Genomic DNA, 25,378 nt, shown 5'->3' with positions numbered 1-25,378 from the left:
TTCTTGTAGAATCGCCGCCTTTTCCACCTTGCCCCACCGTTCGCATGGCGGGGGGCTTTTGCCAAAAGGAGTGTTCATGCGCCATTACGAGATTGTCTTTATCGTCCACCCGGACCAGAGCGAGCAGGTCCCGGCGATGATCGATCGCTACAAGTCGATTATCACCGCCCAGGGTGGTCAAATCCATCGCCTTGAAGACTGGGGCCGCCGCCAGCTGGCCTATCCGATCCAGAAGCTGCATAAGGCCCATTACGTACTCATGAACATCGAGTGCAATGGCGAGGTCCTGGCCGAGCTTGAGCATGGCTTCAAGTTCAACGATGCCGTGTTGCGCCATCTGACCATCAAGATGAAGAAAGCCATCACGACGCCTTCCCCGATGATGAAGGAAGAGAAGTCGAAGTCGATGATGGAGCCGCGTGAGGAAGCGCCTGCTGCGGCAGCGCCGGAAGCGGAACAGGCGAGCTGATTGTCGGGGCTGTCCTGAATCGCGTCGAACTTTCCGGGGTGTTGATCGAGCGCAAGGCGTTACGTTATACCCCTGCTGGCGTGCCGGTCATCGAATGTGTGATCGGACACCAGTCGGAACAGATCGAGGCAGGAAGTCTGCGGCGTGTCGAATGTGAAGTCCCGGCTATTGCGTTGGGCGACACGGCGAGATGGATTCAGGATGTTGCACCGGGGATGTCGGTCCGTCTTGTCGGATTTTTGGCGGCCCGGAGCAAAAACAGCAAGCAACCGCGTCTGCATGTGACCACGATTGAATTTGAAGAAGGAAATCAAAATGGCTAGGTTTTTCAAGAAAAAGGATGACAAGAACGTCAAGAAGCGTGGCAGCGGCCTGTTCAAGCGTCGCAAGTTCTGCCGCTTCACCGCAGAAAAGATGGAGATGATCGACTACAAGGACGTCGATCTCTTCAAGGAATATATCGCTGAAAACGCCAAGATCATGCCGGCGCGTCTGACCGGGACCAAGGCGGGCTATCAGCGCATGCTGTCGGTGGCCATCAAGCGCGCGCGCTTCCTGGCTCTGCTGCCCTACACCGACAACCACCAATAATTCGAGGATAAGACGATGCAAATTATTCTGATGGAAAAGGTCGTCAATCTCGGCAACCTTGGCGATCTCGTCAAGGTCAAGGACGGCTATGCCCGCAATTTCCTGATCCCCTATGGCAAGGCCAAGCGCGCCACGCCGGCGGCGCTGAAGGAATTCGAAGCCAAGCGCGCCGAGCTGGAAAAGGCCGCTGCCGAGAAGCTGGCCGAGGCGCAGGTGTTCGCCACCAAGCTGGAAGGTGTGGTTGTCACCATCGCCCGCAAGGCCGGCGTCGATGGCCGTCTGTTCGGCTCCGTGACCAACTACGATGTTGCCGATGGTCTCGCCGCGCTTGGTTTTACGGTCGAGAAATCCGATATCCGCATGCCGAACGGACCGATCAAGGCGATCGGCGATTCGACGCTGGAAGTCGCGCTGCACACCGACGTTCTGGCGAACATCACCGTCACTGTGGTCGGCGAGCAGTAAGCGCAACACCCTGGGCGGCGGTGCCGCCCGATGAATCAGGAAAAGCCTTGCGCAAGCAAGGCTTTTTTATTCCTGCAGGGGCTGGCGCAAGGTAAACTCGCGCTCTTGCGTTTCCGCTTTTTCGAGTCATTTCCATGGCCAAGTCGTATACCCGAGGTAACCAGGAGAAACCTGCCGTCGATCCGGCGTTGGCCCATTTGCGCGTGCCGCCGCATTCGATCGAGGCGGAGCAGTCGGTGCTGGGTGGTCTTCTTCTGGATAACGCGGCGTTCGACAAGATCGCCGACATCATCAGCGAAGGCGACTTCTATCGCGACGAGCACAAGCGGATCTATCGGCACATCAGCAAGCTGCTTGAGCGAGCCAAACCCGCCGACGCGGTGACGGTCGCCGAAAGCCTCGATCTCGCAGGCGAGGGCAATGAAACCGGCGGACTGGCCTACCTCGGGGAGTTGGCCGTCAACACGCCGTCGGCGTCGAACATCCGGCGCTATGCGGAGATTGTGCGTGAACGGGCGATCCTGCGCCAGTTGGTGACCGCTGGCGACGAGATCGCCGGCAGCGCCTTCAACCCTCTCGGCCGCGATCCGAAGCAACTGCTCGACGAGGCGGAAGCCAAGGTCTTTGCCATTGCCGAGTCGGGCTTCCGTCACCAGAGCGGATTCCAGCACATCAACCCGTTGCTGACGCAGGTGGTTGAGCGCATCCAGGAGTTGCACGACCGTGACAACCCGTCGGAGATTACCGGCGTACCGACCGGCTATCATGATCTCGATGCGCGCACGTCCGGCCTGCAGCCGGGCGATCTGCTGATCGTCGCGGGTCGTCCGTCGATGGGAAAGACCTCATTTGCCCTGAACATGGGCGAGCACGTGGCGATCGAGGTCGGGCTTCCCGTGGCAGTGTTCTCGATGGAAATGGGTGGTGCGCAACTGGCGATGCGGATGCTGTCCTCGGTGGGGCGGCTTGATGCGCATCGGGTGCGTACCGGGCGGCTCAACGACGACGAATGGTCGCGCCTGTCCTTCGCCCTCGGCAAGATGCACGAGGCGCCGCTCTACATCGACGAGACGCCGGCGCTCAATCCGATCGACCTGCGCGCGCGCGCGCGGCGATTGCACCGGCAGTGCGGCAAGTTGGGACTGATCATCATCGACTACCTGCAGCTGATGTCGTCGGCCCATGGGGGCGGTGAGAACCGGGCGACCGAGATTTCGGAAATTTCCCGGTCGCTGAAGGGACTGGCCAAGGAACTGAGTGTTCCCGTCATCGCGCTGTCGCAGTTGAACCGCTCGCTCGAGCAGCGTCCGAACAAGCGGCCGGTCATGTCCGATCTGCGCGAATCCGGTGCCATCGAGCAGGACGCCGACGTGATCATGTTCATCTACCGCGACGAGGTCTATAACCCGGATACGCCGGACAAGGGATCGGCGGAGATTATCATCGGCAAGCAGCGGAATGGGCCGATCGGCACCGTGCGCCTGACCTTCCTCGGCGAATACACCCGGTTCGAGAATTTTGCCGCGCAAGGCGGGTACTGATTCATACCCGCTGGGCGGTAACACTGTAGCTGAAGCGTTCCGAGGCCGGGGTGTCGAACCGGCCTTCGCCGGTTTCGAGTACGGGGAGGACCAGGAACGGTAGGGTGCTGCCGGACGATCCGCGGAGAGTGACGTCTTGTGCAGCATTGAAACTGGCCCAGTTCATTTCCCAGAAACCGAACAATAGCTTCTTGAATACATTGAATTTCGGGTCGAAGCTGCTCAGCCCCTCGCTCTGGATGGCCTTTCGGACATCGGACGGGTTGACCGGGATCCAGCCGTAACCGGGTGAATAAAATTCCGCACGGCAATGCTGGGCGTCGTTCAGGTCTCCTGTCACCCCCAGGCTGGAGAACAGCCGGGACGTATCCATGCGAAGCCCGAAGGCCGGGCGGGCCGGGATGCCGACGGATCGGCACAGGCCGACGAAGAGCAGCGAGATTTCCGTGCTGCGTCCAGAAAAATGGCCGTTTTCGAGCAGACTGCCGATGTTCGTGTGGCTGACCTGCTTCATCAGGGGATCGTACGTGGTGTTTTCGACGACCCAGTCATAAATCGCCTTGCCCTGCGCGAGCGGGTCCTTGACGCGCCCGATCGCGCGTTCGGCGGTGCGCCGCACGATGCCGTCGTTGGGAACGAGTTCCGTAGCCCGCAGGCAGCGACGCAGGATTTCCGTTCTTTCGGCGGTCGCCCCGCGACGGGTGATGTCGAAGTGGCGGTCCTGCGTGGCGATCTGGCTGACGAGTTCCAGTTTCGGTTCTGCGACGCCCTCCGGCCAGTCGGCGTAGAACACCTCCATGTCTGCGACCGGATCGCGATAAATGCCAGCGGTTTCGAAGTTTCCCAGCCACTGGTGGCCGAGGGAACGCTCCCAAGGTGTGTCGCGGTATTGAACCAGCGGTAGCCACACTCTGGCGCGGCCCTGATAGCTAGCCAGCGTAATGGTTGAGTGGATGTCGTAGTTGCGCCATTGCGGCAGAGGTTCCTCGGAGAGGCTGATGGCGTTGCGTGGTGGCGGTTCCGTCAGCGGCATTTCCTCGGATTCGGCCGCTTGGGCCGCCGCCGCGGCTTTTGCCGACTGTTTCGTTGGTCGTTTCGTCGGCTTTTTCTTCGCCACCGGTTTCGCGGCGGGCTTCTTGACAGGCTGCTTGTTGACTGCATGTGCCTGCGTCCCGTTCAGTATGGCCAGAACGGCGGAGGCGGCAATGAAATCACGTCGTTTCAATCGATTCTCCGGGAGGGGGCAGGATCCGAAATGCGCCAAGGTGCGCAGAGGGTGCGGGCGCCAGAAACGAACGAGCCGTGATCGGGAATTCCCGACGGCACGGCTCGATGACGGTCCGGACTATAGCACTTCGGCGGCGTGATCGGCGAGGCGGGAACGCTCGCCTCGCTGCAGGGTGACGTGGCCGGAGTGCGGCCACCCCTTAAGGCGGTCTACCACGTAGGTCAGGCCGGAACTGCCCTCGGTCAGGTAGGGGGTGTCGATCTGCGCAATATTGCCCATGCAGACCACTTTTGTGCCGGGGCCGGCGCGCGTGATCAGGGTTTTCATCTGCTTCGGCGTGAGGTTCTGCGCTTCGTCGATGATCAGATACTTGTTCAGGAACGTGCGTCCGCGCATGAAGTTGAGCGACTTGATCTTGATCCGGTTACGGATCAGGTCCTGCGTGGCTGCCCGGCCCCATTCGCCGCCGTAGTGGCCGTCGGATTTGTTGAGCACTTCCAGATTGTCCTCAAGGGCGCCCATCCACGGCCCCATTTTTTCCTCTTCCGATCCGGGAAGGAAGCCGATGTCCTCGCCAACCGGAACGGTGACACGGGTCATGATGATTTCGGAGTAGCGCTTGCTGTCGAGTACCTGGGTCAGTCCTGCGGCCAGCGTCAGCAGCGTCTTGCCGGTGCCGGCCTGGCCGAGCAGACTGACGAAATCGATTTCCGGGTCCATCAGCAGGTTGAGCGCGAAATTCTGCTCGCGGTTGCGTGCCGTGATGCCCCAGACGCTGTTTTTCGGGTGGGTGTAGTCGGTCAGCGTCTCGAAATGGGCGGTTTTTCCGGCAGTTTCGCGGACGATGGCGTAGAACGGTTGGGGAGTCTCCTGGAAAAGGAATTCGTTGACCACCAGTTTCGGGCACAAAGGGCCTTTGACGCGGTACAGCGTGCGGCTTTCCTGTTTCCAGGATTCCATGCCCTGGCCGTGCTTGTCCCAGAAGTCCTGCGGCAGCTCGCGGATGCCGCTGTAGAGGAGGTCGATATCCTCCAGGACCCGGTCGTTGAAGTAGTCCTGCGCTTCCAGCCCGAGCGCCCGGGCTTTGATGCGCATGTTGATGTCCTTCGAAACCAGGATGACGTTGCGCGTCGGGTTCAGGCGTTGCAGGTGGATGACGACGGCGAGGATCTGATTGTCCGACTTGGCGGTCGGCAGGCCGGCGGGCAATTCGTTGGCGATGGCCTCGGTCTGCAGGAGCAGGCGGCCGCTGGCCAGTTTGTGCGACAGTTCGGCCAGCGGGATGCCGTTCTGGATGCCGTCTTCCTGGCTGCTGACGATTTCGTCCAGGGTGCGGGTTACCTGACGCGCGTTGCGCGAGACGTCGGAGAGGCCTTTCTTGTTGTTGTCGAGTTCTTCCAGCGTTTTCATCGGCAGGAACACGTCGTGTTCCTCGAAGCGATAGACCGATGTCGGATCGTGCAGCAGCACGTTGGTGTCGAGTACGAAGAGCTTGGTTTGCCGGGCAGGGGGTTTCCTGGTCTTGGCTTTAGCGATTGGTTTGGGGGCCATGAGCTGTGGTTCTCCGTAGATGGTGCCGTTGTGTTCCGGGCGTTCAGAGGGTTCTGACGAAGTCCAGAACCTCCTGGGCGTGGCCTTCGGCCTTGACGCTTCGCCATTCATGACGAAGGATACCTTGACGGTCAATGACGAAGGTGCTGCGCTCGATTCCGCGCACCGGTTTCCCGTAGAGCTTTTTGTCCTTGATTACGCCGAACTGCGTGCAGAGTGCCTCGTCGCTGTCGGAGAGCAGGGCGAAAGGCAGTTCCTGTTTGGCTTTGAAGTTCTCGTGCGAGCGCAGGCTGTCACGCGAGACACCGGCGATGACGCAGTCCGCCTTTGAGAAACTCCCGTGGAGGTCACGGAATTGCTGTGCCTCGGTCGTGCACCCTGGGGTGCTGTCCTTGGGATAGAAGTACAGGACGACGATCTTGCCGCGGTGCTCTGTCAATCGGAAGGCGGTGTTGCCGGTGGCCGGGATTTCAAAGTCTGGAACAATGTTGTCGATCATTGGCTGGCGACCTTTCGGGGTGGAAAAATCGTGAATTCAGCCCGATGGTCTTTGAAACCGCCGCAGGGGTCAAGCGAGAGGAAATGTCTTCCCCTGTATCAGCCTGTTGCCCGGCCGCCCGGGCACGATTCCGGTTTCGACCGAACATCGCGGCAGCGTTTGGGACTTCAGTGTCGTGTGCAGGTCGATAAGGGCGACCAGTTCGTATCCGCCGTTCGTCCAGCGTTCCAGAAGGGTTTCGAGCGCGCTGACAAAACGGATTCCTTCCAGTTCGGCGCGCAACGTGAAGACATGGTCGCCTGAAATGGCACGTGACAGCTGAAAAATCCTCTCGGCCGCCTGTTCGGGAGTCAGGTTGGCATCGAGGATCATCACTTCGTCGAGTGTCGGAAGAGTGGTCGGTATCTGGATGCAGTCAACCAGTTCGCCGTCGATGACCGGAAGAAAGGGGTGCGTTCCGCGACAGTCGCTGGCGTAGGAAAAACCGAGCCGCTGCGTCAGGCGCAGCGCATGGCGGCTCATGCGCCAGCCGGGGGCGGCGAATCCCTGTGCCGGTGTCGCGAAGATTTCCTCGTGGCACTTCACGGCCTGGCGCATTTCTTCCTCGACCAACGCCGGTTCGGTGTCGAATCCGGCGCCTTCCCAGCGCACCCGGTTCCAGGCGTGGATGCCCGTTTCGAATCCGGCGTCGCGTGCATCGGTCATGATGCTCCGGCAAAGACGGCCAATGTCGGGAGCCGGCAGGATGCGCCCATAGAGGCGGGTGGTTGGGGAGTAGTACCGCTTGAGCGATTCACTCGCCGATCCACGACCGGATTGATCCGGACCGAGGGAAAAAAAGAAGGTGGCGCGTGCGCCATGCTGCCGAAGGCAATCGACGAGTCGGGGGACACCGGTTCGTGTCCCGTGATACGTGTCGACGTCGACCTTGAGGGCTATTCGTTTCATTCTTGTGGTTGGAGTGGGGCGCGCCGGAAACGGTTTGCCCCGGTGGCGGGCGTTCAGGAGAAGATCAATGCCGCGGCGACGCTTCTGCCTTCTCCGGCCAGAATGTTGAAGGTGCGGCAGGCCGCTTGCAGGTCCATGACCTCAAGGCCCTTGTTGACCGCGATGAGCGGCTGAAGAAGTTCCGGGCGGGGGAAACGGAGCTGGTTTCCTGTGCCGAGCAGCAGTACTTCCACCTCCAGGGCAGCCAGCAGTGCACAATCATCGAGCGCGAGGTCCTCGAACCGTGACAGAGTCCAGTTCTCGATGATGCGCGACGGTAGAACGATCAGGTTGGCGCTGTGCCTGACGGCGTTGACGCTCACGTAGTCGTCGCCATAGGCCGTAACGACGTTCAATCCTTGTGCCTGAACCGGTTGCAGCTTCATAAATTGCGGTGTTCAAGGTGATAAAGTAGGATTATAGCTTTTGCTGATCGATGTTCGCAGGCGAGTGCGCTTCTTAATTGCGAGGCGTTTCCCGTGTTTCGGCGAATGGTCGCGAGGCGTTCGATCATTGAAGGGGGTGCCATGAAGCCGGTGTATAAGTCGAACAAACTGGCCAACGTCTGCTACGACATTCGCGGTCCTGTGTTGCAGCAGGCCAAGCGAATGGAAGACGAAGGTCAAAAGATCATCAAGCTGAACATTGGCAACCTGGCGGCATTCGGCTTCGATTCGCCTGAGGAAATTCAGCTCGACATGATCCGCAACCTGCCCAATGCGGCAGGCTATTCCGATTCCAAGGGGATCTTCTCCGCGCGCAAGGCGGTGATGCATTACACCCAGGAAAAGCGCATCAAGGGTGTGACGCTGGAGGATATCTACATCGGCAATGGCGTCTCCGAATTGATCGTCATGGCCATGAACGCGCTGCTCAACACGGGCGACGAAGTTCTCGTGCCGGCGCCGGATTATCCGTTGTGGACCGCGGCGGTGAGCCTTTCCGGAGGGACTCCCAGACATTACCTGTGCGACGAGGCGAACGAGTGGCTACCGGATCTCGCGGATATCCGCGCAAAGATCACGCCGCGCACCCGGGCCATCGTGATCATCAATCCCAACAATCCGACCGGTGCGCTCTACCCGGAAAGCGTACTGATGGAGATCATCGCCATCGCCCGCGAGCACGGGCTGATCATCTACGCCGACGAAGTGTACGACAAGGTCCTCTACGACGGCGAGACGCATACGGCGATTGGTTCGTTGTCGGAAGACGTCCTCACCATCAGCTTCAACGGTCTTTCCAAGAACTACCGTTCGTGCGGCTACCGTGCCGGCTGGATGGTTGTTTCCGGCGACCGGCGCGATGCGCGTGACTATATCGAAGGGCTGGACATGCTCGCCTCGATGCGACTGTGCGCCAATGTGCCCGGGCAGTATGGCATCCAGACCGCGCTGGGGGGGTATCAGAGCATCAACGACCTGGTGGCGCCGAGCGGGCGTCTGGCACGCCAGCGCGATTTGGCGCACGAACTGATTACCAGCATTCCCGGTGTGAGCTGCGTCAAGCCGAAGGCGACCCTCTACATGTTCCCGCGCCTCGATCCCGAGGTTTATCCGATCAAGGACGATCAGGAATTCATTGCCGAACTTTTGCGTGACCAGCGGGTCCTTCTCGTCCAGGGGACGGGCTTCAACTGGCCGCATCCGGATCACTTCCGGCTCGTATTCCTGCCACACGAGGATCTGCTCCGGGAGGCGATCACCCGGCTCGGGCGCTTCCTCGAAGGCTACCGCAAGCGTCACGGTACCTGATATGCGGGTAATAGCGATTACCAATGATCAGGGCGAGGTCGTCGAGCAGGACTGGCTGAAGCGTTCGGAGCGCGTTCATCGGCAGTTGCGTCCGCAATTGCCGGTGGATTATGCGTTGCGTCTGCATGAGGTTCTCGCCGGTGGCGCGCGCATGGCGGTGGTGTCGCAAGGTGATGATGTTGTTTCCGTCGCAGTCTGGCGAATCATCGAGAATACCTATGAAGGGCGTCGCCTGTACGTCGATGACCTGGTCAGCGATGAATCCAGGCGTTCCCATGGCGCCGGCCGGATGATGCTCGGCTGGCTGGAAGCAAAGGCGCGGGCCTTGGGATGCGATGTGCTGGCGCTGGATTCCGGCGTGCAGCGAACCCGGGCGCACCGATTTTATTTTCGCGAGGGGATGTTCATCTCCGCGTATTGTTTTAAGAAGGCACTTTAATGAAACCGATCAACGTTGGACTGCTCGGCATCGGCACTGTCGGTGGCGGCACCTTTTCCGTACTCAAACGCAACGCCGAGGAAATCGCTCGCCGTGCCGGTCGCCCGATCCAGATTACCGTGGTGGCAGACAAGAATCTCGACCTGGCGCGAAAGGTGACGGAGGGCAGTTGCCGGCTGACCGACGACGCGTTTGCCGTCGTGAATGATCCCGAGGTCGATATCGTCATCGAGTTGATCGGCGGCTATGGCGTGGCCAAGGACCTGGTGCTCAAGGCGATCGAGAGCGGCAAGCATGTGGTTACTGCCAACAAGGCGCTGCTGGCGACGCACGGCAACGAGATCTTCGCAGCGGCCCAGAAAAAAGGCGTTACGGTGGCTTTCGAGGCCGCGGTGGCCGGTGGCATCCCGATCATCAAGGCGCTGCGCGAGGGGCTGACGGCAAACCGCATCGAGTGGATCGCGGGGATCATCAACGGGACCACCAACTTCATCCTTTCCGAGATGCGCAGCAAAGGGCTGCCCTTCGCGGATGTCCTCAAGGAAGCGCAGCAACTCGGCTATGCCGAGGCCGACCCGACCTTCGATATCGAAGGGATCGACGCGGCGCACAAGCTGACCATCATGAGCGCGATCGCCTTCGGCAACTCGATGCAGTTCGACAAGGCCTACATCGAAGGGATCAGCAAGCTCGAGTCCGCCGACATCAAATACGCCGAACAACTCGGTTACCGGATCAAGCTGCTGGGGATCACCAAACGGACTCCCGAGGGGGTCGAGTTGCGCGTCCATCCGACGCTGATCCCGGCCAAGCGTTTGATCGCCAACGTCGAAGGCGCGATGAACGCGGTGCTGGTCAAGGGCGATGCCGTCGGGGCGACGCTCTACTACGGCAAGGGCGCGGGCGCCGAACCGACAGCGTCGGCGGTGATTGCCGACCTCGTCGACGTGGCGCGGATGCATACTGCCGATCCCGAGCATCGTGTTCCGCATCTCGCCTTCCAGCCCGATGCCATCGTCGAATTGCCGATACTGCCGCTCGCCGAGGTGGAAACGAGTTATTACCTGCGCATGCGTGTGGAAGACCGGCCGGGCGTGCTGGCCGATATCACGCGCATCCTGGCCGACCAGCAGATTTCGATCGACGCGATGATCCAGCGTGAGCCGGACGAGGGCGAGGAACAGACCGATATCATCATGCTCACGCACAAGACGCGTGAAAAGAACATCGATGCGGCGATTGGCAAGATCGAGAGCCTTGCCGTCGTTAAGGGGGCCGTGACTCGCCTGCGCCTTGAGGAGCTTCTGTGACCGGAGCGTCCAGTGGTTCTGCCGGACCGGCGTAGACGCATTCGATGAGCTATCAAGTCCTGGCGCGCAAGTGGCGCCCGAAAACTTTCGAGAGCCTGGTCGGGCAGGAGCATGTGGTCAGGGCGTTGACCCATGCCCTGAACGAGCAGCGGCTGCATCATGCCTACCTCTTTACCGGAACGCGCGGGGTCGGCAAGACGACGCTCGCCCGCATCCTGGCCAAGTCGTTCAACTGTGAAAGCGGGATAACGGCGACGCCCTGTGGTGACTGTTCGGCCTGCACCGAAATTGACGCGGGGCGCTTCGTCGACCTGCTCGAAGTCGACGCGGCGACCAACACCAAGGTCGACGAGATGCGCCAGTTGCTCGAGAATGCGGTCTATGCGCCGACGCGCGGGCGCTTCAAGGTCTACGTCATCGACGAAGTACACATGCTCTCGAACTCGGCGTTCAACGCGATGTTGAAGACCCTCGAAGAGCCGCCGGAGCATGTGAAGTTCATCCTGGCGACGACCGATCCGCAGAAGATTCCGGTGACGGTGCTGTCGCGTTGCCTGCAGTTCAACCTGAAGCAGATGACGCCGCCGCTGATCGCCGCGCATCTCCGGCATATTCTCGACGTCGAGTCGATTCCTGCCGAGCCTGGGGCGCTGGCGTTGCTGTCACGTTCGGCCGCGGGGAGCATGCGCGATGCCTTGTCCCTGCTCGATCAGGCCATCGCCCATGGTGCCGGCAAGGTCGAAGAGGCGCAGGTGCGCGACATGCTGGGAACGGTCGACCTCGACTACCTGTTCTCGATCCTCGACGCGCTGCTGGCGGCGGATGTCGCTGCAATGCTGCGCGTGGTGGATGACATGTCAACGCGCAGCCTGTCGTTCGCCGTGGCGTTGCAGGAGCTCGCGAGCCTGATGACCCGGATCCAGGTCGCCCAGTTCGCGCCGCAGGCCATCGCCGACGATCTCCCCGAGCGCGGCCGGATTCTGGGCTTCGCCGAACGATTCGATCCGCAATACGTACAGTTGGCCTACCAGATCGCGATTCAGGGACGCAGCGAACTGCATCTCGCTCCCGATGATCGCGATGGCTTCGTGATGTCGCTGTTGCGTCTGCATGCGTTCCGTCCGGCAGTGCCGGGCGATCAAGTGGCGCAGGAGGCGCAGGAAGGGGCCGCGAAGTACGTTGTCGCGCCGCAGGTGTCGGGCGCAGCGCCAGTGGCGCTGGTTGAGCCGTCCAGGCCGGTTCCGGAGAAGGCGGCGCTCGATGTTGCCGCCGCTCCAGCGCAAGCTGCGAAAAAGCCGGTCACGGAAGGCTCGGCGAGCGAGCCTCCGGTTGCGGCGGACGCACTACTGGAAATGGCGAAAGCGCCACAGGTCTCGTCGTCCGAAACCGGTCCGCTTGATTGGCACACAACCCTGTCCTCCCTCAAACTCGGCGGAATGGCGCGCGAGTTGGCGCAGCATTGCGAACTGAGGGCGTTCGAGGGCAATCGCGTTTTCCTCCGTCTCTCTACCACGCACCGCCACCTGCAGATGAAATCGGCGCAGGACAAGTTGCAGCAGGTGCTGTCGGAGCATCTCGGTCGGCCGGTCACCGTGGTGATCGAGCTTGATGACGTCGTCGGCGATACGCCGGCAGCAGTCGCCCAGCGGCATCGCCAGGAACGCCAGGAGCAGGCCGTGGCATCCGTCGAGCAGGACGAATTCGTTCGCGAGGTGATCGATGTTTTCGACGCCACGCTGATCGAATCGTCGATCAAACCCGTTTAATCACCCACCATTTTGAGGCACGTACCATGATGAAAGGCGGAATCGCCGGCCTGATGAAGCAGGCGCAAATGATGCAGGAAAACATGAAGAAGGCGCAGGAGCAGCTCGCGCAGGTCGAGGTCGAAGGGCAGTCCGGCGCCGGGATGGTCAAGGTGACGATGACCTGCGCGCATGATGTGCGTCGCGTGGCGATCGATACCTCGGTGATGGACGACAAGGAGATGCTGGAAGACCTGGTCGCTGCAGCGGTCAACGACGCGATGCGTCGTGTCGATGAGGTGACGCGCGAGCGCATGGCGGGATTCACTGCCGGAATGAACCTGCCGGCCGGGATGAAGCTTCCTTTCTGATGGCTGCGCCATCGAGCCTGGAAAACCTGATCGAGGCGCTGCGTTGCCTGCCGGGCGTCGGCCCGAAGTCGGCGCAGCGCATGGCGTATCACCTTCTGCAGCGCGACCGTCCTGGCGCGCAGCGTCTGGTCGATGCGCTGCACCAGACCTTGCAGGTGCTCAGGCACTGCCAGCGCTGCAATACCTTCACCGAAGGCGAGGTCTGCGAGCGCTGCCGATCGACGAAACGCGATCCCGGGTTGCTTTGTGTCGTCGAGACGCCGGTCGACATGAACATGATGGAACAAACACAGGCGTATTCGGGTCTCTATTACGTTTTGATGGGGCGGGTGTCGCCCCTCGACGGGGTTGGTCCGCGCGAATTGCAACTCGAACGTCTGTTGGCACGTGCGAGTGACGGTATCGTGCGCGAGGTGATCCTGGCGACCAATTTCACCAACGAAGGCGAAGTGACGGCCCATTATCTGAGCGAGATGTTCAAGAGTCGGGGGCTTCGGGTGTCACGCATTGCGCGGGGGGTTCCGGTCGGAGGGGAGCTTGAGTACGTCGATTCCGGCACCTTGGCGCAAGCCATGCGTGAGCGGAAATCGCTTGCAGATTAAGTATTTGGCGCCCTTGGACGCTTTTTTGCGGGGCGAATCTTGCGTATAATCCGCCCCTGTTCCTAATAATCAGACTAACCGTCGGGGATCGGCACGATGAGCACAGCGGGGAAAGTGGATTGTGGCAGACGGCGGTTGATTGTGGCGACAGCCGCGGTGGGCGGCGCAGGCGCGTTGACCGCGGTGGTGCCTTTCGTATCGAGCATGCTCCCTTCCGAGCGTGCCAAGGCGGCCGGAGCGCCGGTCGAAGTGGACGTGTCCAATCTCGCGCCGGGACAAATGATTACCGTCGAGTGGCGTGGCAAGCCGGTGTGGATCATCAACCGCAGCCAGGAAATGCTCGACACCCTCGCCAAACTCGATGAGGCCGTCGCCGACCCGAAGTCGGACGGCAAGCAACAGCCTGAGTACTGCAAGACCCCGACCCGCTCGATCAAGCCGAACCTGATGGTCGCCGTCGGTATCTGCACGCATCTGGGCTGCTCGCCGACCTCCAAGTTCAAGAAGGGCGTTGAGGAAGGGATGCCCGCGGACTGGCAGGGAGGCTTCCTCTGTCCGTGCCACGGGTCGACCTTCGACTTCGCCGGGCGTGTCTTCCGCAACAAGCCGGCCCCCAGCAATCTGGAGGTGCCCCCGCACACTTACCTGTCCGATACGCGCATCCTGATCGGCGAAGACAAGAAAGGGGCGTAAGCGATGGCTGCGAATTCCGGTTACGAGAAGTACAAGTCCGACGGTACGCTGAAAGGCAACCTGCTTGAATGGTTCGATGCGCGCTTCCCCGCGACTTCGCTGTGGCGGGGGCATCTCTCCGAGTATTACGCACCGAAGAATTTCAATTTCTGGTATTTCTTCGGCTCATTGGCAATCGTTGTCCTGGCTATTCAACTCCTCACCGGCATCTTCCTGGTGATGTTCTACAAGCCGGATGCGTCGCTCAACGCCAGTGGCGTCCCGGTGGCTTTCGCCAGCGTCGAGTACATCATGCGCGACGTCAACTGGGGCTGGCTGATCCGCTACATGCACTCGACCGGCGCGTCCGCGTTCTTCGTCGTCGTCTATCTGCACATGTTCCGCGGGATGCTCTATGGCTCCTATCGCAAGCCGCGCGAACTTATCTGGGTTTTCGGCATGCTGATTTTCCTGGTGCTGATGGCTGAAGCGTTCATGGGCTACCTGTTGCCATGGGGGCAGATGTCCTTCTGGGGCGCGCAGGTGATCGTCAATCTGTTCTCTGCCATCCCGTTGATCGGTGAGCCGCTGTCGATCTGGATACGTGGCGATTATGTGATCGGCGATGCGACGCTCAACCGTTTTTTCTCGTTCCATGTGATCGCTGTTCCGCTGGCGTTGCTCGGGTTGGTTGCGGCGCACATCATCGCCTTGCACGAGGTCGGGTCGAATAATCCCGACGGCATCGAGATCAAGAAGCACCTCGGCCCCGACGGAATTCCCCTGGACGGAATACCTTTCCATCCCTACTACACCGTGAAGGATATCGTCGGCGTGGTGGTTTTTCTGATGGCGTTTTTCGCCGTGGTCTTTTTCGCACCCGAGGGCGGTGGCTACTTCCTCGAGTACAACAACTTCTTCCCGGCTGACCCGTTGAAGACGCCGCCGCACATCGCGCCAGTGTGGTACTTCACCCCGTTCTACTCGATCCTGCGTGCCGTCGTCTGGCCGATCTTCGGACTTGAAGCGAAATTCTGGGGGGTCGTCGCGATGGGCGCATCGGTGGTGATCATCGCCTTCCTGCCCTGGCTCGATCGCAGTCCGGTCAAATCGATCCGTTATCGCGGGCCGATCTTCAAGACCTTCCTCTCGGTTTTCGTCGTGGCCTTCCTGACACTTGGCTACCTTGGCACGCAGCCGCCTTCGCCGGTCAGCGAGATTGTTTCGCAGATCTGTACCGTCGTGTACTTCGGCTTTTTCCTGTTGATGCCCTGGTATTCGAAGATCGACAAGTGCAAGCCGGAGCCGGAAAGGGTGACCTACAAATGAGAGCGGACATCGTGAAGAAGCTCCTGTTGGGCGTGTTATTCGTTCCGCTCACCGTTCTCGCGGCAGTCGGTGGCGTGGTGCTTGACAAGGCGCCCGATGTGCAGGGCGACAAAGCGGCGTTGCAGGGCGGTGCGCGGACCTTCGTCAATTACTGCCTGAACTGTCACGGAATGAGTTTCGTGCGCTACAACCGCCTGATGGAGATTGGTCTGACGGAGCAGCAGATCAAGGATAACTTGATGTTCACTGCGGAAAAGATCGGCGAGCCGATGCGCGTGGCTGCCCGGGCCGGAGAGCAGAAGCAATGGTTCGGCGTGATGCCTCCCGACCTATCCCTGGTGGCGCGGGCGCGTGCCTCTGCGGACGGCAGCGGTGCCGATTGGCTTTACACTTACCTGCGTTCCTTCTATATCGACGAGAAGCGGCCAACCGGCTGGAACAACGTGCTTTTCGAGAATGTGGGAATGCCGCATGTCTTGTGGCAGCTGCAGGGGCAGCAACTTTTCGACCGGGAAGCCCGCAAGCTGAGTCTCGCGTCGCCCGGCCAACTTTCGCCGGCGGAATTCGACAAGCAGATCGCCGATCTTGTCGGCTTTCTGGTTTGGGCGGGAGAGCCTGCCGCGGGGTACCGCAAGCAGCTCGGCGTAGGGGTGCTGGTGTTCCTGCTGGTCCTGTTCGGCGTGTCGTACGCGCTGAAGAAGGAATACTGGAAAGACGTCAAAAAGAATTGAGTAACCGCCTGATTCAGGCTTCGGCATCGTCGGCATGAGCATTCGCCGTCCCGGTGCCGGTTTTGTTTTATAGGGGTATTGAACATGATGAATCTCTACTCGGGCACGACCTGTCCGTTCAGCCAGCGTTGCCGTATCGTCCTCTACGAAAAGGGGATGGATTTCCAGGTGATCGACGTGGACCTCTTCGCCAAGCAGGAGGACATTGCCATGGTCAATCCCTATGGGCGCGTGCCGGTGCTGGTCGAGCGCGATCTGATCCTCTATGAACCGAACATCATCAATGAATACATCGACGAGCGCTTCCCCCATCCGCAGTTGATGCCGCCCGATCCGATCATGCGCGCCCGCGCCCGCCAGTTGCTGGTGACCATGGAGCGCGAAGTGTTTTCCCATATCGAGGCGCTGGAGAAGAATCTGAAAACGGCGGACAAGGCGCGGCAGACGATTCGCGACAGACTGACGGAAATGGCGCCGGTGTTCGTCAAGCAGAAGCACATGCTGGGTGACGATTTCTCGATGCTTGACGTGGCCATCGCGCCTTTGCTGTGGCGTCTCGACCACTATGGAATCGAGTTGCCGAAGTCGGCGGCGCCATTGATGAAGTACGCTGAGCGCATCTTCAGCCGGCAGGGGTATATCGATGCGCTGACCCCGTCGGAAAAGGCAATGCGCCGCTGAGGCGCGTTGTAGACAATTGTTCTTCTGGAATCCCCGGTGCTGCGTTTCCGGGGTTCTGACTTGACTCCTCGGCAAGCACATGTCCAAGAATCTGCCTTCGACCAAACCGTACATGATCCGTGCCATTCACGAATGGTGCACCGATAACGGGTTCACGCCTTACATCGCAGTCAAGGCCGATGAATGGGCTCGCGTCCCCCGCGAATTCGTCAGGGATGGGCAAATCGTCCTGAATATCGGCTATGAAGCGACCGGCAATCTACAGATCGCCAATGATGCGGTCAGCTTCCAGGCCCGATTCGGCGGCGTCGCGCGTGACATCTATTTCCCGGTGGGAAACGTGACGGCCATCTATGCACGGGAGAATGGTGCAGGGATGGCGTTTGAAGCCGAATCGCCGGAAGAAGCGGAATCGGCGCCGCGGACGGCTGGGCGCGGAGAAGGAACGGGAGGAGCGGGCGACGATCACGAGCCGACGCCTCCCGCCGGGCGGCCGAAGCTGCAGCGCATCAAGTAGTTCTGCTCCGTCTTGATGCGTTTCTCGCTTTTCGCTGCACCAACATAATGCGGTTCCACTGGAGTTTCCCCCTGGCCATTCGCTGAGTGCCGTCGTTTCTCTTCTGGCATAACTGTTGCTAAGTTCCATGCAGGTCGAGTCGCCCTTTACAGGCTCGTCTGACCATTGATTTCACTACGTCGTAACGCATTTCGGGACCAGCATGAACTACGCGCACTTTATTCGGGAACTTGGACGCGGCAGCGAGGGGGCACGCGATCTCTCGCTCGAGGAGGCGCAGCAGCTTTACGGTGCCATGCTCGACGGTGGTGTTCCCGAACTCGAACTGGGGGCGATCACGATCGCTCTGCGCCTCAAAGGCGAAAGCATCGACGAAATGATCGGTTTCCTGACCGCGCTGAATGAACGCCACTACGCGTTGCCGCGCCCGGCTGGCCGTTTCAGGCCGGTCGTGATTCCGTCGTACAACGGCGCACGAAAAGGGGTCAATCTGACGCCCTTGCTCGCGTTCCTTTTAAAACGCTATGGCATTCCGGTGCTGGTGCACGGCTTGATCGAGGGGTACGGGCGGGTTACCACGGCTCAGGTTTTTCGTGAATTCGGGTTGATGCCATGCGCGAGCATTCTGCAGGCACAGCAAGCATTGGATGAGAACGGCATGGCCTTCGTGCCGCTATCGGCCATCTCCCCCGGGCTGAACAACCTGCTGCTGTTGCGCAGTCGTCTTGGCGTGCGCAACAGCGCGCACAGTCTCGTCAAGATGCTTGATCCATTCCGGGGCGAAGGGCTGTTGCTGGCCGCGGCGACCCATCCCGACTACATCGAAACGATGCGCGAAGTCATCGCTTCGCTGGGCAGCCATGCGTTGCTGGCGCGGGCCACGGAGGGGGAGCCATACGCCAACCCGAAGCGGCGGCCGCGCATCGAGTATTTGCATGAGGGCTGCTGCGATATTCTTTTCGATGCCGAACACGACAGTCTGAAAACGCTGCCGAACCTCCCTGAATCGTGCGATGCAAAGACCTCGGCAGGCTGGACCCGGCGCGTACTGACTGGCGAAGTGATGCTTCCTTCGCCGATTGCCAACCAGCTGGCATGCTGTTTGTATGCATCGGGCTACGCCGATGACTTCAATCAGGCCAAGGCCATCGTGGCGGTGGAAGGCTCTGGGCAATCCGTTCTCTGACGCAGGAGGCTCGCGTCAGGCAGTCAGGGGGGCGAGAGGCCTCGCCACCGGTCATCCGTTGTTCCGGACTTTCCTGTTTTTCCGGAGAGAGTGATCTCTGACCGGTATAATCCCTGCCGGACTATTTCTTTCTTGGAACTGAATCGATATGGATTTGCTGTCGTTGTTGTTGAGCCCGGAAGCCTGGATTGCCTTTTTTACGTTGACCGCGCTGGAGTTGGTGCTCGGAATCGACAACATCATTTTCATCTCGATTCTCGTCGATCGCCTGCCCAAGGAGTCGCGCGAGAAGACCCGGCGCATCGGCCTCTTTTTCGCGATGTTCATGCGGATCGCCCTGTTGCTCCTTCTATCGTGGATGGTCGGTGCAACCGAGCCTCTGTTCAGTCTTCTGGGGCAACCGTTTTCGCCACGAGAGATCATCCTGTTCCTCGGCGGGTTGTTCCTTCTGTGGAAGAGTACGCAGGAAATCCATGAGCTGCTCGAAGGTGAAGAAGGGACGCATACCCGCAAACAGGTCAAGGCGAGTTTCGCGGCCGTCGTCATGCAGATCATGGTCATCGACCTCGTGTTTTCGCTTGATTCGATCATCACCGCGGTCGGCATGGCCCGGGATGTGGCCGTCATGATTGCTGCTGTTGTTGCCTCCGTCGGACTGATGATGCTTTTCGCGCGCTATATCGGGGAGTTCGTCTCGGCACATCCATCGATCAAGATGCTCGCCCTTTCTTTCCTTCTGATCGTCGGCATGGCGCTGGCTGCCGAGGGGTTGGGGCACCATGTGCCGAAGGGCTACATCTATTTCGCCATGGCGTTCTCTCTGGCGGTGGAAATGCTTAATCTGCGCATGCGAAAAAATCTCGCCAAGCCGGTCAAGTTGCATGAGTCACTGGAGCATGAACTGCTGGATTGACCGGCATTGTCCAGGAGCACCTGGAGTTATTGAATGGACTTTGTCCTGCTGATTTTTCTGATTCTGCTCAACGGCGTTCTGGCCATGTCGGAAATCGCCGTTGTCTCTTCGCGCAGATCGCGCTTGCAGAATCTGGCTGATGACGGTTCTCCCGGCGCGAAAACCGCTCTGGAGTTGAACGAGGAACCGTCGGCCTTCTTGTCGACGATCCAGGTGGGAATTACCACCGTCGGCATCCTCAGCGGGGCGATCGGCGACAATGCGCTGGCTGAGCCGCTGAAGGCGTGGCTCAGGGAAATTCCGTTGCTGCAGCCCTATGCCCATGGTTTGGCCCTGTCGGTGGTTGTGGTCGTGCTGACCTATTTTTCCGTGGTTGTGGGCGAACTGGTACCCAAGCGCCTTGGCTTGCTGGCCCCCGAAACGGTTGCCGCGATCGTTGCAACCCCGATGACCTTTCTCGCGCGTGCCGCCCGCCCACTTGTGTGGTTGCTTTCCTCGTCATCGACGCTGGTGCTGAAGGTTATTGGCGCGCGTAAAGGCAGCGGAGCGCCGGTAACGGACGACGAGATCAATGTGCTGATGGAGCAGGGCGCCGAAGCCGGCGTGTTCCATGAGAGTGAGCAGGCGATCGTGTCCAACGTGCTGCGACTCGACGAGCAGCGTATCGGCGCGATCATGACCCACCGCAACGATATTTACCAGCTCGATCTCGATGCGCCAGCGGAGGAAATCAGGTCGCGCCTTTCCGAGAGCCCGTATACGCGTGTCGTGGTATGCCGCGACGGGCTTGAGCACATTGTTGGCATCCTGCGTACGGCGGATCTGCTCAAGGCGGCTTTGGCCGGCGAGTCGCTGGATATCGAACGTACGTTGCGTTCGCCGCTGTTCGTGCCCGAGGGGATGACCACCACGCATCTGCTGGAGAGCTTCCGCCGCGCGCGTCAGCAATGTGCCTTGATCGTCGATGAATACGGCGAATTGCAAGGCCTGGTTACCCTGACCGACGTGTTGTCATCGATCGTCGGCGACGTTCCCTCGTCCGACGGCGAGGTAGACGAGGATATCGTCATGCGAGACGACGGCTCATGGCTGATCGACGGCAGTGTCTCGATCGAGCGCCTCAAGACGGCAATCGACGTCGAGGACGAGTTCCCCGGCGAAGACGAGAACGCCTATAACACCTTGGGCGGTCTGGTCATGTACGTGCTCGGCAGGATTCCCGCTGTCGCCGATAACTTCGAGACGACGGGGTGCCGCTTCGAGGTGGTCGACATGGACAGGAACCGTGTCGACAAGGTGCTGCTTTCCCGCTTGCCGGACGACGCCACGGTTGCAAAAGGCTCCCCGCGGCCCGAGTCGTAAGACGGCCTGTTGTAATTCCCGTTTTTCTTCGTTTCGCTTGCGGCGCCGGGTTTTCGGGTGGCCGAAGGCGGCTATTCGGCGGCCATTCGCCGGGTGTAGCAGACAGGGACATCAAACCAAGTTCCACCCGGTCTTTGGTCGAGTATTTGGCGCGATAATCGCGCTCGTGCGTTTGTTTATCGCGCAAAAGCGGCTTTTCTCGATCGACTCCCTCTTTGACTGCGCCTAGTATTCCCAAAAAACAATAACGCGTGCCTTCATCGTTTCGCGCTTGATTGGCTGGAATGGGAGCAGGGGATGACTATTTTTACTGATGTGTTTTCTTTGCCAAGGTCGGTTCAACACCGGCAAGGATATCTGTCGTTCGCGCCGCTACCCACCCAATTCCGCGTTTCGTCCGGCGACGTCGCCTGAGCCCCGAACAGTCATGAAACGGATCCAGATTGGGGGAAAAGCGATTGGTCGTTCCGGCCAGCCGCTGATTTGTACCCCCGTCGTCGGTCGCAGTCGGGCGGCCGTGCTCGATGAACTGGCTGCACTGTTGCCGAAGGCGCCTGATCTGATCGAGTGGCGTGTCGATTTCTTCGAGGGGTTCGGCGACATTGCCGCCGTTATCGATTTGGCACGGGAGATCAAGGCGGCGGCGGAAGGCGTCCCGGTCATCTTTGCCTGCCGGACGATCGGCGAGGGCGGTGGCTTCAGTGCACTCAACGAGTCGGATGTCCTAAAGCTCTACGTGGCTGCGTGCGTTAGCCGCTGCATCGACATCATCGACTACGAAATGAGCAACTCGCTAGACAACGTGGCGATGCTGCGGGCAGTGTCGAGGGAAAACGGTGTGGCGATGATCATGTCGTATCACAACCACGAATTCACTCCGAGTGACGAGGAGTTGTCCGGGCGGTTTGTCGAGGCGGAAGGACTTGGTGCTGATATCGCCAAGGTGGTGGTCATGCCCAAAGGGGAAGAGGACGTCCTCGCGCTGCTTTCCGCCACGCTCAAGGCCAGCAAGGTATGCGGCATTCCATTGGTCAGCATGTCGATGGGCGGGTTGGGGACGGTGGCCAGGGTTTTTGGTTGGGTTTTCGGTTCGTCGATGACGTTTGGCTTCGGCAAGCACTGTTCCGCGCCGGGGCAGATGTCGATCGAGGAATTGCGGCCCGTTCTGGCGTCGGTGCAGCACGCGGTTCTGGGCGGATAAAGGGCTGATAAGGGAAATCAAAGTGGCAGGTGTTTGCAGACGAGGCGTCTGCAGGCTGGAGGGGTCGGCAGTGAAAGACGGTTCGGGAGGCTTCCGTGGTGGCAAGACAAACACCGTCGTTGTTCAACAATTGAAGGAGTGACAGATGAAAGACCTGATATCGAATCAACTGGTGCGTTATCTTGAAGAGCGTGGCGTCGAGCATATTTTCGGACTTTGCGGACACACCAACATTGCCGTGCTGGCGGCGCTCTCGAAGAGCACGAAGATCAAGTTCGTCAATACCCGGCACGAGCAAATCGCCGCGCACATGGCCGACGGCTACGCCCGCGCCACGAAGAAGGCGTCGGTCCTTCTCTCGCACCTGAGTCCGGGCCTGACCAACGCCTGTACCGGCGTGGCCAACGCCTCGCTCGATTCGATCCCGATGGTCGTCATCGCCGGCGACGTGCCGACGCACTACTACGGCAAGCATCCGCACCAGGAGGTCAACCTCCATGCCGACGCGTCGCAGTGCGAAATTTATCGCCCGTTCTGCAAGCGCGTCTGGCGTGTCGATTCTGTTCATCTGTTCCCGGAAATCCTGGAAAAGGCGTTCATCCTGGCGGAAAGCGGCCGTCCCGGCCCGGTTCTCATCGATGTGCCGATGGACATCTTCTCCAAGGAAATCGACGTTGCGCTGTTCGATCGCGTCATGACCAATTCCCGCACGCTGGCCAAGCCGTCAATGGACGACGAGACCGCCGAGAAGATCGTCAAGCAGTTGCTTGCCGCCAAGACCCCGCTGATGTACCTCGGTGGCGGCATCATGCTCGCCGATGCGATGACCGAAATGCGCGAGTTCGCCGAGCACCTGCAACTGCCGGTCGCCCACACGCTGATGGGCAAGGGCGCTCTGCCCGATGACCATCCGCTGATCCTCGGCATGACCGGCTTCTGGGGCACCAAGTTCATCAACGAGAAATGCAAGGGCGCCGACTGGATCATCGGTCTCGGCACGCGCTTCTCGGAAGCGGACTGCAGCTCCTGGGAGGCCGAATACACCTTCAATTTCCCGCCGACGCAGTTGATCCACATCGATATCGATCCGGCCGAAATCGGGCGCAACTACCCGGTGGCGATCGGCGCCGTGGCCGACCTCAAGCAGGCATTGACCGTCCTGCTGCGCGTGGCCAAGCGGCTGTGCCCGGAAGGCGTCAAGCGTCCCGAACTGGTCGCCGAGATGGCAGCCAACCGCCAGTCGTTCGTGGCCAGCAACACGGAATGGGTCGAGAGCAACGACTTCCCGATGACGCCGCAACGCATCCTCGCCGACCTGCGCACGGCGCTGCCGCGCGACTCCTACATCTGCACCGACGTCGGCTGGAACAAGAACGGTCTGGCCCAGCAGTATCCGGTGTATGAGCCCGGCACCATCTTCACTCCGGGCGGCTTTGCCACCATGGGCTTCGGTTCGCCGGCGGCGATGGGCGCCAAGGTGGCCCTGAAGGACAAGGTTGTCGTCGCGCTGGTCGGCGACGGCGGCTGGGGCCAGAACCCGGCGGTGCTGGCCACGGCGAAGGAAAGCAACATCCCGGTGATCTGGGTGATCATGAACAACCGCGCCTTCGGCACCATCGCCGGTCTGGAAAAGGCGCACTACGACACGACGTTCGGCACCGTCTTCGAAGTTGACGGAGAGAGTTACTCGCCGGATTACGCCGCGATCGCCCGCGCCTACGGCATCGACGGCATCACCGTCAATGCGGCGGACGAACTGCTGCCCGCGTTGCAGAAGGCGGTTGCCATGAACAAGCCGGTCGTCATCGATGTTTACATGAAGAACATCCCGACGCCGACCGCCGGCCACTGGAACATCATGGATATCTACTCCCCGGGCAAGAAGGTTCATCACGTCTCGACCGACTGAGCTTTCCCGGCAGTAAAGATTGCTTCGTTGGGGGACCGGTCCCGGCTTTATGGCACCCCGGAGCGCTGGCTCCGGGGAAAGCCGGGACCGCAACGATGACGAATTAACGTAATTCAGGTAGTGGCGCCGGTGCATCGCACCGGCGGCTACCGAGTTTTGGAGAAAATGAATGGCTCTGGAGTTTTCACTGGCGCATCTGACGGTTCTCGGTTGTGCGCCACCCGAAATGGTGTACGTCGCGGCGCGTGCCGGTTACGACTACGTCAGCATCCGCCCGATCTACATGGGGCTGCCTGGCGAGCCCAACTATGCGCTGGCGGACAACCCCGAAATGCTGCGCGCCACCAAGCGCGCGCTGGCCGATACCGGGGTCAAGGTTCACGATATCGAACTGGCCCGTGTCTACGACGACATGTACCCGACCAAGTACCTGCCGGCCATGGAAGTCGCCGCGGAACTGGGCGCGAAGGCGGTGCTGTCGAGCATCTGGACGCCGAAGCGTGAATACGCCATCGAAAAGTTCGGGCAGATCTGTGATCTGGCTCGGCAGTTCGGCATGACCGTTGACCTGGAGTTCGTCCCGATCGCCGCGGTCAACACGCTGGCAGGCGCCGTCGATGTGCTGCGCACGGCGAACCGTCCGAATGCCGGCCTGATGATCGACGTGCACCATTTTCACCGCGCGCTGGACAAGCCCGAAGCGCTGGAAGGTCTGCCGCAGGAATGGTTCCACTTCGCCCATCTGTGCGATGCGCAGGGCGAGATTCCGGCGGATCGTGCCGAGATGACGCGGATCTTGCGCGAAGAGCGGCTTTATGTAGGCGAAGGCGGCGTGCCGGTGGCGGAGATTCTCAACAAGCTGCCCAAGGTCGTCTATTCGATCGAACTGCCGCACCTGGCGCGGGCGAAGGAATTCGGCTACGCCGAGCACGCCTTCCGTTGCCTCGAATCGGCCAAGATCTACATGGCGCAGAACTGCGTTCACAAGTAGGCGCCGGACGTCGCAACGCTGCGTTCTACGTGTTACTTCAAGAGGAAATCAGGGTTAGGGTCCCAAAATCATGAAAAGACTGTTTGACTGGTTGTTCGTAGTACTCAAGCTCTTCGCTGCCGGCTGTCTGGTGGCGATGATCATCATGGTGTTCGGCAACGTGGTGTTGCGCTACGCCTTCAACAGCGGCATCACCGTCTCGGAAGAGCTGTCCTCGTGGGGCCTGACGTGGATGACCTACACGGCGGGCCTGATCGCCCTGCGCGAGCACGGCCATCTGGGCTTCGATGCCGTGCTCACCAAGTTCCCGCCGCTCGTCCAGCGTGTCCTGCTG

28 protein-coding genes are annotated in these 25,378 nt (G+C 60.3%); 23 read left to right on the top strand and 5 right to left on the bottom strand.

The genetic code is table 11. The annotated features are described in order from the left end of the window. The first annotated feature begins 76 nt into the window (after positions 1–76). The 5 genes from rpsF (at position 77) to dnaB (ending at position 3,066) form a co-directional block, all read left to right on the top strand. Positions 77–469 (top strand): 30S ribosomal protein S6, encoded by a 393-nt coding sequence (rpsF, locus tag BO74_RS12105; RefSeq protein WP_496442625.1) that lies wholly within the window; start codon positions 77–79, stop codon positions 467–469. After that, positions 466–792, top strand: coding sequence for a primosomal replication protein N (gene priB / locus BO74_RS12100; RefSeq protein ID WP_496442644.1), 327 nt, complete (start codon positions 466–468; stop codon positions 790–792). Before rpsF ends, priB begins: the two co-directional genes overlap by 4 nt. Continuing rightward, on the top strand, positions 785–1,060 hold the full coding sequence (rpsR, locus tag BO74_RS12095; protein ID WP_305073228.1) for a 30S ribosomal protein S18: 276 nt from the start codon (positions 785–787) through the stop codon (positions 1,058–1,060). Before priB ends, rpsR begins: the two co-directional genes overlap by 8 nt. A gap of 15 nt (positions 1,061–1,075) precedes the next feature. Further along, entirely contained in the window at positions 1,076–1,525 is a 450-nt protein-coding gene (gene rplI, locus BO74_RS12090) for a 50S ribosomal protein L9 (RefSeq protein WP_496442624.1), read from the top strand. A gap of 134 nt (positions 1,526–1,659) precedes the next feature. Beyond that, on the top strand, positions 1,660–3,066 hold the full coding sequence (gene dnaB, locus BO74_RS12085) for a replicative DNA helicase (protein ID WP_496442623.1): 1,407 nt from the start codon (positions 1,660–1,662) through the stop codon (positions 3,064–3,066). Between the two features lies 1 nt (position 3,067). On the opposite strand, the gene BO74_RS12080 is transcribed toward dnaB, so the two are convergent. The 5 genes from BO74_RS12080 to BO74_RS12060 all read right to left on the bottom strand — a co-directional run bounded on the left by BO74_RS12080 (position 3,068) and on the right by BO74_RS12060 (position 7,717). Then, positions 3,068–4,291 (bottom strand): transglutaminase-like domain-containing protein, encoded by a 1,224-nt coding sequence (locus tag BO74_RS12080; RefSeq protein WP_496442622.1) that lies wholly within the window; start codon positions 4,289–4,291, stop codon positions 3,068–3,070. A gap of 120 nt (positions 4,292–4,411) precedes the next feature. Further along, the gene (locus BO74_RS12075; RefSeq protein WP_496442621.1) at positions 4,412–5,845 is read right to left on the bottom strand and encodes a PhoH family protein; all 1,434 of its coding nucleotides are present in this window, start codon (positions 5,843–5,845) and stop codon (positions 4,412–4,414) included. Positions 5,846–5,888: 43 nt separating this feature from the next. Continuing rightward, positions 5,889–6,344 carry a peroxiredoxin gene (locus BO74_RS12070; protein ID WP_496442620.1) on the bottom strand — a complete coding sequence of 152 codons (456 nt, stop codon included), beginning with the start codon at positions 6,342–6,344 and terminating at the stop codon, positions 5,889–5,891. Between the two features lie 69 nt (positions 6,345–6,413). Next, a complete protein-coding gene (locus BO74_RS12065) occupies positions 6,414–7,292 on the bottom strand; it encodes a polysaccharide deacetylase family protein (RefSeq protein WP_496442619.1) in 879 nt (292 codons plus the stop codon). Between the two features lie 53 nt (positions 7,293–7,345). Beyond that, positions 7,346–7,717: an Mth938-like domain-containing protein gene (locus BO74_RS12060; RefSeq protein WP_496442618.1), complete on the bottom strand. Its 372-nt coding sequence runs from the start codon at positions 7,715–7,717 to the stop codon at positions 7,346–7,348. Positions 7,718–7,858: 141 nt separating this feature from the next. Between BO74_RS12060 and BO74_RS12055 the strand changes: the two genes are divergently transcribed. The 18 genes from BO74_RS12055 to BO74_RS11970 form a co-directional block, all read left to right on the top strand. Next, a complete protein-coding gene (locus BO74_RS12055; protein WP_496442617.1) occupies positions 7,859–9,085 on the top strand; it encodes a pyridoxal phosphate-dependent aminotransferase in 1,227 nt (408 codons plus the stop codon). A gap of 1 nt (position 9,086) precedes the next feature. Beyond that, positions 9,087–9,524: a GNAT family N-acetyltransferase gene (locus tag BO74_RS12050; protein ID WP_496442616.1), complete on the top strand. Its 438-nt coding sequence runs from the start codon at positions 9,087–9,089 to the stop codon at positions 9,522–9,524. Then, positions 9,524–10,834, top strand: a complete 1,311-nt coding sequence (locus BO74_RS12045; RefSeq protein ID WP_496442615.1) for a homoserine dehydrogenase — start codon at positions 9,524–9,526, stop codon at positions 10,832–10,834. The genes BO74_RS12050 and BO74_RS12045 overlap by 1 nt, the downstream gene beginning before the upstream one ends. 44 nt (positions 10,835–10,878) lie before the next feature. Next, positions 10,879–12,600: a DNA polymerase III subunit gamma/tau gene (gene dnaX / locus BO74_RS12040; RefSeq protein WP_496442614.1), complete on the top strand. Its 1,722-nt coding sequence runs from the start codon at positions 10,879–10,881 to the stop codon at positions 12,598–12,600. A gap of 26 nt (positions 12,601–12,626) precedes the next feature. Beyond that, entirely contained in the window at positions 12,627–12,950 is a 324-nt protein-coding gene (locus BO74_RS12035) for a YbaB/EbfC family nucleoid-associated protein (RefSeq protein WP_496442613.1), read from the top strand. Next, positions 12,950–13,552, top strand: a complete 603-nt coding sequence (gene recR, locus BO74_RS12030; protein WP_496442612.1) for a recombination mediator RecR — start codon at positions 12,950–12,952, stop codon at positions 13,550–13,552. The genes BO74_RS12035 and recR overlap by 1 nt, the downstream gene beginning before the upstream one ends. A 96-nt stretch (positions 13,553–13,648) precedes the next feature. Further along, entirely contained in the window at positions 13,649–14,245 is a 597-nt protein-coding gene (petA, locus tag BO74_RS12025; RefSeq protein WP_496442611.1) for a ubiquinol-cytochrome c reductase iron-sulfur subunit, read from the top strand. A 3-nt stretch (positions 14,246–14,248) separates the two neighbouring features. Beyond that, a complete protein-coding gene (locus tag BO74_RS12020) occupies positions 14,249–15,553 on the top strand; it encodes a cytochrome b (protein WP_496442610.1) in 1,305 nt (434 codons plus the stop codon). Continuing rightward, the gene (locus BO74_RS12015; protein ID WP_496442609.1) at positions 15,550–16,284 is read left to right on the top strand and encodes a cytochrome c1; all 735 of its coding nucleotides are present in this window, start codon (positions 15,550–15,552) and stop codon (positions 16,282–16,284) included. Before BO74_RS12020 ends, BO74_RS12015 begins: the two co-directional genes overlap by 4 nt. Positions 16,285–16,368: 84 nt before the next feature. Further along, complete coding sequence (locus tag BO74_RS12010) at positions 16,369–16,965, top strand: glutathione S-transferase N-terminal domain-containing protein (protein WP_496442608.1); 597 nt, start codon at positions 16,369–16,371, stop codon at positions 16,963–16,965. A gap of 79 nt (positions 16,966–17,044) precedes the next feature. Then, positions 17,045–17,482, top strand: a complete 438-nt coding sequence (locus BO74_RS12005) for a ClpXP protease specificity-enhancing factor (RefSeq protein WP_496442607.1) — start codon at positions 17,045–17,047, stop codon at positions 17,480–17,482. Positions 17,483–17,684: 202 nt separating this feature from the next. Continuing rightward, positions 17,685–18,668: a DNA-binding protein YbiB gene (ybiB, locus tag BO74_RS12000; protein ID WP_496442606.1), complete on the top strand. Its 984-nt coding sequence runs from the start codon at positions 17,685–17,687 to the stop codon at positions 18,666–18,668. A 148-nt stretch (positions 18,669–18,816) separates the two neighbouring features. Further along, positions 18,817–19,581, top strand: coding sequence for a TerC family protein (locus BO74_RS11995; RefSeq protein ID WP_496442605.1), 765 nt, complete (start codon positions 18,817–18,819; stop codon positions 19,579–19,581). Positions 19,582–19,614: 33 nt separating this feature from the next. Then, positions 19,615–20,943 carry a hemolysin family protein gene (locus tag BO74_RS11990; RefSeq protein ID WP_496442604.1) on the top strand — a complete coding sequence of 443 codons (1,329 nt, stop codon included), beginning with the start codon at positions 19,615–19,617 and terminating at the stop codon, positions 20,941–20,943. A gap of 427 nt (positions 20,944–21,370) precedes the next feature. After that, positions 21,371–22,144: a type I 3-dehydroquinate dehydratase gene (gene aroD / locus BO74_RS11985; RefSeq protein ID WP_496442603.1), complete on the top strand. Its 774-nt coding sequence runs from the start codon at positions 21,371–21,373 to the stop codon at positions 22,142–22,144. 145 nt (positions 22,145–22,289) lie between these two features. Next, positions 22,290–24,053 carry a thiamine pyrophosphate-binding protein gene (locus BO74_RS11980; protein WP_496442602.1) on the top strand — a complete coding sequence of 588 codons (1,764 nt, stop codon included), beginning with the start codon at positions 22,290–22,292 and terminating at the stop codon, positions 24,051–24,053. A gap of 169 nt (positions 24,054–24,222) precedes the next feature. After that, a complete protein-coding gene (locus tag BO74_RS11975; protein WP_496442601.1) occupies positions 24,223–25,044 on the top strand; it encodes a sugar phosphate isomerase/epimerase family protein in 822 nt (273 codons plus the stop codon). A 70-nt stretch (positions 25,045–25,114) separates the two neighbouring features. Further along, positions 25,115–25,378 (top strand): TRAP transporter small permease (locus tag BO74_RS11970; protein WP_496442600.1); only part of this gene is annotated, 264 nt, incomplete at its 3' end.

The organism is Propionivibrio pelophilus DSM 12018, from assembly GCF_059569095.1.
This window is presented reverse-complemented; position numbering and strand designations above follow the sequence as displayed.

Excerpts from the sequence above, each read along its gene's own strand:
- rpsF (WP_496442625.1), top strand. The coding sequence starts at position 77 with ATGCGCCATTACGAGATTGTCTTTATCGTCCACCCGGACCAGAGCGAG.
- rpsR (WP_305073228.1), top strand. The coding sequence starts at position 785 with ATGGCTAGGTTTTTCAAGAAAAAGGATGACAAGAACGTCAAGAAGCGT.
- rplI (WP_496442624.1), top strand. The coding sequence starts at position 1,076 with ATGCAAATTATTCTGATGGAAAAGGTCGTCAATCTCGGCAACCTTGGC.
- dnaB (WP_496442623.1), top strand. The coding sequence starts at position 1,660 with ATGGCCAAGTCGTATACCCGAGGTAACCAGGAGAAACCTGCCGTCGAT.
- BO74_RS12075 (WP_496442621.1), bottom strand. The coding sequence starts at position 5,845 with ATGGCCCCCAAACCAATCGCTAAAGCCAAGACCAGGAAACCCCCTGCC.
- BO74_RS12070 (WP_496442620.1), bottom strand. The coding sequence starts at position 6,344 with ATGATCGACAACATTGTTCCAGACTTTGAAATCCCGGCCACCGGCAAC.
- BO74_RS12065 (WP_496442619.1), bottom strand. The coding sequence starts at position 7,292 with ATGAAACGAATAGCCCTCAAGGTCGACGTCGACACGTATCACGGGACA.
- BO74_RS12060 (WP_496442618.1), bottom strand. The coding sequence starts at position 7,717 with ATGAAGCTGCAACCGGTTCAGGCACAAGGATTGAACGTCGTTACGGCC.
- BO74_RS12055 (WP_496442617.1), top strand. The coding sequence starts at position 7,859 with ATGAAGCCGGTGTATAAGTCGAACAAACTGGCCAACGTCTGCTACGAC.
- BO74_RS12050 (WP_496442616.1), top strand. The coding sequence starts at position 9,087 with ATGCGGGTAATAGCGATTACCAATGATCAGGGCGAGGTCGTCGAGCAG.
- BO74_RS12045 (WP_496442615.1), top strand. The coding sequence starts at position 9,524 with ATGAAACCGATCAACGTTGGACTGCTCGGCATCGGCACTGTCGGTGGC.
- dnaX (WP_496442614.1), top strand. The coding sequence starts at position 10,879 with ATGAGCTATCAAGTCCTGGCGCGCAAGTGGCGCCCGAAAACTTTCGAG.
- BO74_RS12035 (WP_496442613.1), top strand. The coding sequence starts at position 12,627 with ATGATGAAAGGCGGAATCGCCGGCCTGATGAAGCAGGCGCAAATGATG.
- recR (WP_496442612.1), top strand. The coding sequence starts at position 12,950 with ATGGCTGCGCCATCGAGCCTGGAAAACCTGATCGAGGCGCTGCGTTGC.
- petA (WP_496442611.1), top strand. The coding sequence starts at position 13,649 with ATGAGCACAGCGGGGAAAGTGGATTGTGGCAGACGGCGGTTGATTGTG.
- BO74_RS12020 (WP_496442610.1), top strand. The coding sequence starts at position 14,249 with ATGGCTGCGAATTCCGGTTACGAGAAGTACAAGTCCGACGGTACGCTG.
- BO74_RS12015 (WP_496442609.1), top strand. The coding sequence starts at position 15,550 with ATGAGAGCGGACATCGTGAAGAAGCTCCTGTTGGGCGTGTTATTCGTT.
- BO74_RS12010 (WP_496442608.1), top strand. The coding sequence starts at position 16,369 with ATGATGAATCTCTACTCGGGCACGACCTGTCCGTTCAGCCAGCGTTGC.
- BO74_RS12005 (WP_496442607.1), top strand. The coding sequence starts at position 17,045 with ATGTCCAAGAATCTGCCTTCGACCAAACCGTACATGATCCGTGCCATT.
- ybiB (WP_496442606.1), top strand. The coding sequence starts at position 17,685 with ATGAACTACGCGCACTTTATTCGGGAACTTGGACGCGGCAGCGAGGGG.
- BO74_RS11995 (WP_496442605.1), top strand. The coding sequence starts at position 18,817 with ATGGATTTGCTGTCGTTGTTGTTGAGCCCGGAAGCCTGGATTGCCTTT.
- BO74_RS11990 (WP_496442604.1), top strand. The coding sequence starts at position 19,615 with ATGGACTTTGTCCTGCTGATTTTTCTGATTCTGCTCAACGGCGTTCTG.
- aroD (WP_496442603.1), top strand. The coding sequence starts at position 21,371 with ATGAAACGGATCCAGATTGGGGGAAAAGCGATTGGTCGTTCCGGCCAG.
- BO74_RS11980 (WP_496442602.1), top strand. The coding sequence starts at position 22,290 with ATGAAAGACCTGATATCGAATCAACTGGTGCGTTATCTTGAAGAGCGT.
- BO74_RS11975 (WP_496442601.1), top strand. The coding sequence starts at position 24,223 with ATGGCTCTGGAGTTTTCACTGGCGCATCTGACGGTTCTCGGTTGTGCG.